General features: G+C 28.8%; 7 protein-coding genes and 1 pseudogene. All 8 read right to left on the bottom strand.

Annotated features, from left to right (window positions below; genetic code table 11):
• Positions 1-643, bottom strand: a 643-nt coding sequence (locus QK892_RS13540; RefSeq protein ID WP_317274072.1) for a PAS domain S-box protein, incomplete at its 3' end; no start/stop codon positions are given.
• A 110-nt stretch (positions 644-753) separates the two neighbouring features.
• On the bottom strand, positions 754-1,443 hold the full coding sequence (locus tag QK892_RS13535; protein WP_317274071.1) for a pseudouridine synthase: 690 nt from the start codon (positions 1,441-1,443) through the stop codon (positions 754-756).
• Between the two features lie 168 nt (positions 1,444-1,611).
• Complete coding sequence (locus QK892_RS13530; RefSeq protein WP_317274070.1) at positions 1,612-2,022, bottom strand: DUF4489 domain-containing protein; 411 nt, start codon at positions 2,020-2,022, stop codon at positions 1,612-1,614.
• A gap of 129 nt (positions 2,023-2,151) precedes the next feature.
• The gene (locus QK892_RS13525) at positions 2,152-2,430 is read right to left on the bottom strand and encodes an InlB B-repeat-containing protein (protein ID WP_317274069.1); all 279 of its coding nucleotides are present in this window, start codon (positions 2,428-2,430) and stop codon (positions 2,152-2,154) included.
• Between the two features lie 257 nt (positions 2,431-2,687).
• Positions 2,688-4,214: pseudogene (locus QK892_RS13520) on the bottom strand (leucine-rich repeat protein); the annotation flags it as partial.
• Between the two features lie 192 nt (positions 4,215-4,406).
• Complete coding sequence (locus tag QK892_RS13515) at positions 4,407-5,315, bottom strand: macrolide 2'-phosphotransferase (protein WP_317274067.1); 909 nt, start codon at positions 5,313-5,315, stop codon at positions 4,407-4,409.
• Between the two features lie 42 nt (positions 5,316-5,357).
• On the bottom strand, positions 5,358-6,017 hold the full coding sequence (locus QK892_RS13510) for an MFS transporter (RefSeq protein WP_394855033.1): 660 nt from the start codon (positions 6,015-6,017) through the stop codon (positions 5,358-5,360).
• Positions 5,975-6,613, bottom strand: coding sequence for an MFS transporter (locus tag QK892_RS13505; RefSeq protein ID WP_317274065.1), 639 nt, complete (start codon positions 6,611-6,613; stop codon positions 5,975-5,977). The genes QK892_RS13510 and QK892_RS13505 overlap by 43 nt, the downstream gene beginning before the upstream one ends.
• Between the last annotated feature and the right edge of the window lie 96 nt (positions 6,614-6,709).

Below are 6,709 nucleotides of genomic sequence, written 5' to 3'. Positions count from 1 at the left end.
ACTTTATTTTATTTTCTATATCTTCATTTATAGATACCTCTAAATTACCTTTAAATATACTATTATCTTCATTTTCACTTATATATGGATTAAATACTTTTCTACTTTCATCATATAAAAGAATGTCTATATTTTTACAATTAAGAACTTTTTTCAAGCTTACTAAAGCAGAATGTAGATATTTTTTAGAATCATCCTCTTCTTTACTTTTATTCAAACACTTAAAAAGATTACTTTCTAATTTTAATTGTAAATTTCTATCTAAACTTATTTCTTCAGCCATACCACATAAAATCTTTTCTTTATCTGTACTGCTATTTAATATGAATTTATGTACTTTATACCATATATCTTGTCCATCTATATTAATATGTTCTTCATTATATGTATCCTGATTTCTTTCCATAAGATTAGTATCTGTTTCCACACATTTTTTTGCCATATTATAATCTCTAATCTCATAATCAGACTTTCCTATTATATCTTCCTTAGGTAAGCCTATATTCTCAGCCCCTAATTTATTTATATATATGTGCTTTCCATCTTTGTCCTTCATCCATACTTGATAAGGTAATTTATCTAAAACTGCTTCTAAGTCTTCTATAGTATAACCTCTAGACGATTTATCCAGTTCTTTATCCACACTGCTTCCCCCTTGATGTCATTTACTAGAATTATAATAATATAAAAAAATTTAATTATCAAGAAAACATTTACTGTAAGCTTACTCTATCTTTTCATATTAAACTTTTTTTAAATTATCTCTATTGATTTTAATCCTTCTATTTCTTCTTTGGTTAATTCTCTCCACTTCCCAACTTTAATTCCTTTAGAAAGTATATTTACTATTCTAATTCGCTCTAACTTAATAACATTATATCCTAATGTTTTACACATTCGTCTTATTTGCCTGTTTAACCCTTGAGTTAAAATTATATTAAATGTATTATTATTTACTCTTGTTACTATACAAGGTCTTGTAACAGTATCTAGTATATTAACTCCTTTTGACATTTTATATATAAACTCATCATCAAAGTCTTTATCTACAGTTACTATATACTCTTTTTCATGATAATTTTCTGAGGATAATATCATATTTGCCAGATCTCCATCATTAGTCATTAATATTAACCCCTCTGAATCTTTATCTAATCTACCAACTGGAAAAACATACTCCTTATAATTTAAGAAATCAATTATATTATCTTTTATTTCTCTTGATGAAGTACAAACTATTCCTTTAGGCTTATTCAAGGCTATATATACTTTTTCTTTTTTCTGTACTTTTTCCCCATCTAATAATATATCATCACTTTCTTCAACCCACTGACCCTGCTCACATAGTTTTCCATTAACAATTATTCTTTTATCTTCAATTAATCTACTTACATCTTTTCTTGAGCAATATCCATAGTTGCTTAATAGTTTATTTATTCTCAAAACAAATATCCTTCCTATTGTGAAAATTATTATACTTATTTTCTTTAGTATCCTAATAATAATACATAATCAATTACATTTTTTCAATTAATACACAATAAATTCCTTTAAAATAAAATAACAAAAAAACCACACTAAAATATTTTAATGTGGTTAAAAGAGTTTCATTTATTTTATAGTTGCTACTACTGTATAGGTGCACCATCCATTATTACTGGAATCACTATCATAAACAAAAAAAGAAAATATTGCATTTGTTAATCCTGTTGTTGAAAAAATCCATTCTTCCCCAACAGGTATTGGACTAGATTGATTATTACAAAACTTAAACACCCTAAAATTTATATCTCTACTAAAATCTATAGAAAATATATTGCTTACAAAATCAATTTTAATAGATAAATTATTCAATGAAGAAGTATTTAAAGTAATGTTTCCAACAGTAAATGTAGTGCCGGACACCATATCTCCAGTAATTACAGCTAATTCAGGATGACCATCTTTTATAATTATTGAATAATCATTTTCTTTATTGTAATTATCACAATCATCATGATAATCACTTGATGATGGAGACATACACCAAGTCCTCCTTTTAATTAACTTATAAATAAATATTAAAATAATAAAAATATAATATCTCTATTATAATTAATATATGCGGTGCATAAGAAAGATTTACCCTTATAAAATTTCCTCACTTCTAATCTAGGTTAATATGGTTGTTGTTATTCTACCCCATATTATTAATTGTTCAAACCTCCACTGTGCATATAGTGTTATATTTTGATTACCCATTATAAAGGTTGAATCTGGATCATATTGTATTCCTGTTCCTGAAACTTCTGTATTCCATCCAATAAAAGCATAATTTACTTTTTTAAGGTTTCCCGTATTTTTTAATACTGTTACATTTTCTCCATTTTGATATAAGTTATTATCTACTGGTACTATGCCACTTGTATTGCCGTTACCATTATAAGTCACCTTATAAACTGGTGCCCACTCTACATATAGAATTACGTCTTGATTCCCAATTATAAAGCTAGTTCCTGGTTCATAGTGTATTCCATTACCATCTGCTTGAGTATTCCACCCAACAAAAGTGTAATTATCTTTTGAAGAAGACCAGTATTACCTAATACTGTGACATTTGTTCCACTTTCATATTGGTTACTATCTACTGGAACTGTTCCACTGTTATTTCCATTACCATTATAGGCTACCTTATAAACTGGTGCCCACTGTGCATATAGAGTTACGCTTTGATTTCCTATTACAAAGGTTCCACCTAGCTCATAGTGTGTTCCACTTCCATCGCTCCTTGTATTCCAACCTTTAAAAACATATCCTATTTTTTCAAGAGAGCCAGTATTATTTAGTACTGTTACATTATCTAGATTTTCATATTCATTACTATCTACTGGAACTGTACCGCTATCACTCCCATTACCATTATAAGTCACAGTATAGGGTGGCCATTGAACATATAAAACTATATTTTCATTTTGTATTATAATAATTTCTCCTGGTTCATAGTGTATTCCGGCTCCATCAGCCTGAGTATTCCAACCACCAAAAACATGACCTGACTTTTGAAGTCCTCCAGTATTGGCAGATACTGTTACACTTTCATTTAACTTATAGGTGTTGTTATCACTTGGTACTGAACCACTTGTATTTCCATTTCCATTATAGGTTACTGTATATAGTGCTTCTGCATTGTATCCATACCAAGGATCAGAAAATCCTGATTTACCATAAATATAGTAAATCTTAAGATCAGAAGCTGCCCCATCAAATACTTGTATATCCATCCCTGGTGCATCTCCTAAGAATTTTACTTCTGATAATTTATTACAATCAATAAAGCCACGATAGCCAATGCTATGCAAATTAATTCCCATAGTTATATTTTCTAAATTGCTGCAATAGGCAAAAGAATAACTTCCAATGGTATTTACACTACTACTCATATTTACACTTGTAAGATTTGTACAATAAGCAAAGGCATAGTCACCAATTGTTCTTACATTATTCCCCATAGTAATACTTGTTAAATTTGTACATCTCTCAAAGGCTGAAGTATTAATCAAATTAACACTATCTGGAATAGTAAATGGTCCTATTTTCCCAACAGGATAACATATTAATTTTGTTTGTAATTTATCATATAAAACCCCATCCAAACTAGAGTAATTTACATTTCCAACATCCACATCTATTGAATTTAGACTAGTACAATTATAAAATGCTGAAGTATCAATATTAGTTACACTACTTGGTATATATATGCTTATTAGGTTACTACAGTCACGAAAAGCATATATTCCAATACTATTTACACTGCTTGGGATGTTTATTTGGCTTATATGACTATAAGCAAAGGCCCAATTTAAAATAGTAGTAACAGTACTAGGAATAGTAAATGAGCCAGTTAATCCAGCAGGATTACTTATTAATATTGTTTGCGACTTATCATATAGAACACCAAAAGAACTATAATAATTAGGGTTGGAAGGATCAACATTTATTGCAAGTAGATTGCTACAATTACTAAAAGCATAACTTCCAATAGTTGTTATACTACTTGGAACAAATAGGCTAGTTATGGTAGTATTATTTTCAAATGCAGCATAACCAATATTACTTACAGGGTATCCCTCTATTGAAGTAGGAATTGATATATTACCTCCTAGACCTGTATAACCAGTAATCCAAGCATTACTACCTACAATTGTATACACATAACCATCCAAAGTTGTAGGCATTTTAATAAACCTCCTCTATTAAATACTTGAGAAGATAATAGTTATCTTAAACTTATAATTTAAAATATATAATCTCATAGGTATTTTATACAGGAGGTATTTATATGTTTCTTATTTCAATTCTAATTATTTACTTTCTTCTTTTATTGATACAATTTTATTTTTTGTAAAAAAATAATTAAACTAATATTTTTAAATATCCCTAACTTCTAATGATTCTTTTGCCATTTGTTCATATTCCTCAACCCCTGAAACTATAGCAAATTCTGCAATTTCAACTGGATATGCTGCAACTAATTCAATTATATGTTCCTTCATCTTAGGCCAATAATATCCTCCAGCTTCTTTATAGGATTTAATAAGAGATTTAAGTCCCTCTTCTCCAAAAGCTTTATAGTGGAATACAAAATCCGCAGATATATCTGCTACTTTTGCTTCTGTCCAATCAATTAATCCTGTGACATTTCCATCTTTATCTATTAGTGTATGTCCTGCATGTATATCACCATGAATAAATCCAGTTTCCTTTGGCCACATTTCATCATCATTTACCCACATTTGCCATCTATTCCATAATGATTTACCTACTCCAAATTTACTTTTCACTAAATTCATACGTTCTTTCATGGACTCTCTTATCTCTTCTGGAGTTTTAACAATCATACCAACTTCTTTAGCCTTATCCTTCGGAATACCATGTAAATTAGCTAGTACCTTTCCAAGAGTCTCATGGAAAGATTCAGGTACATTATTAATATCTATTTCCCAAACATAATTTCCTATTTCATGATCTATTGTCCCTGCTGGTATTCCCTTTAACTTTTTATATGCAATTAATTCTTCTGAATATATTTCCCAGTTTGGTGCCTGAAAAGTATCATTATATTTATTCACCAAATCTAATGCCTGTTTTTCATCTTTAGTTCTTGGCATTACATCTTGACGTCTTGGTACACGCAGGACCCATTCATTACCTTCATAATCGACTCCAAATACTGCTAGAAAATCAAGGCCAGATTCATTAAATACTAAAGTATCTTCTTTAAGATTTAACCCATGTTTTTTGCTTATTTCAATAATTTCTTTTTTTGTTTTACTCATTATTATCACATCCTAATTATTATTTTTTATCTATTCACTATTTTATATTTTTTGAACTTTCAATATAGAAACTAATACTACTGTAGAAGCTAATATTGTTAATATTGTAGAAAATGTCATTGTACTGTGTAAAGTTATATGTTCTAGGGCTAATCCATAAATTAATGTACCTATTGGAATTCCTCCACGTGATAGCAAACCTATAATGGAAAAAACTCTGGACATATATTGAGTTGGGGTTTCCTTTTGAATATGTGCTTGTATAGGAACAATAATAAATGTACTTGCTAAACTTAATAAAAACAAAGTGCCAGCTAATAACATAAAATATATATTTGTACCCCAGCCTTGAAAAAGTGTTATTCTAGGAATCATTAATATTACATAAAAAATCATTGTAATAAATACAAGTGTAGTTCCAAGAATTAAAAATTTTCTTACCTTTTCCTCCCTTCCAAACAATACTCCAACTAGAATACTTCCTAATAATCCCCCTAAAATAATGATCATTTGTATATAACCATATTGTATATCTGTAAAATTTAAAATCATTTTAAATTGTAAGGGTAAAATAATACTAAAAATCGGTTGTACCATAATATAATTGATTAAATAAAATGCACAAAATAGACTAATAATCTTCCTTGCTTTAATAAACTTCAAACCCTGTAATAAATCATGAGAAATTCCAGTATTCCCCATTCTGACTTAACCTCTTCATGTTTATATTTAATCATCATTTCACTAATTGCTGATAATAAGAAAGAAACTCCATTTATAATAAACACTAGCTCTATACCGAATTTTCCATAGAGAGTTGTACCAATTATTGGTCCAATCATAATAGATATAGTTCTCATAGAAGATACTATAGCATTGCTTCTTGTTGCTTCTTCCTTATCTACAAGTTTAGGTAACATACCTCTTGTTGCTGGTTCAAACATTCCATTCATAAGGACTACAAGCACTTGAGACACTAATAATATTGGAAGATATACCATATCTAAATACGCTAATATAGCTAAAAGTATAATGGTAATAGAACTTATAAAGTCTGTTACTACCATAATTGTCTTTCTATTTATCCTATCACCAATGACCCCTGCAAATGGATAAACTATTAAAGTAGGTAAAAATGATAAGAATGAAAAAAGCCCTATAGTAGTAGCTGTTCCTCCTATATCAAGAATATATAATGGCATTATCATCATTTGTATGCTCGTTCCCGTATCTGATACCATTCTTCCAATCAAGTACAGCATAAAATCTTTATTTAACATTTTCTTTTTAGTTTCCATTGGAATGGCACCTCAATTCTGCCTTCTTTTATAGTATTTTCATTTAATTTTATACTTATACTGTTACTGTAATCTTTTGATATCACTTTATAATTT

Source organism: Clostridium lamae (assembly GCF_033043255.1).
GTDB lineage: Bacteria > Bacillota > Clostridia > Clostridiales > Clostridiaceae > Clostridium > Clostridium lamae.
This window is presented reverse-complemented; position numbering and strand designations above follow the sequence as displayed.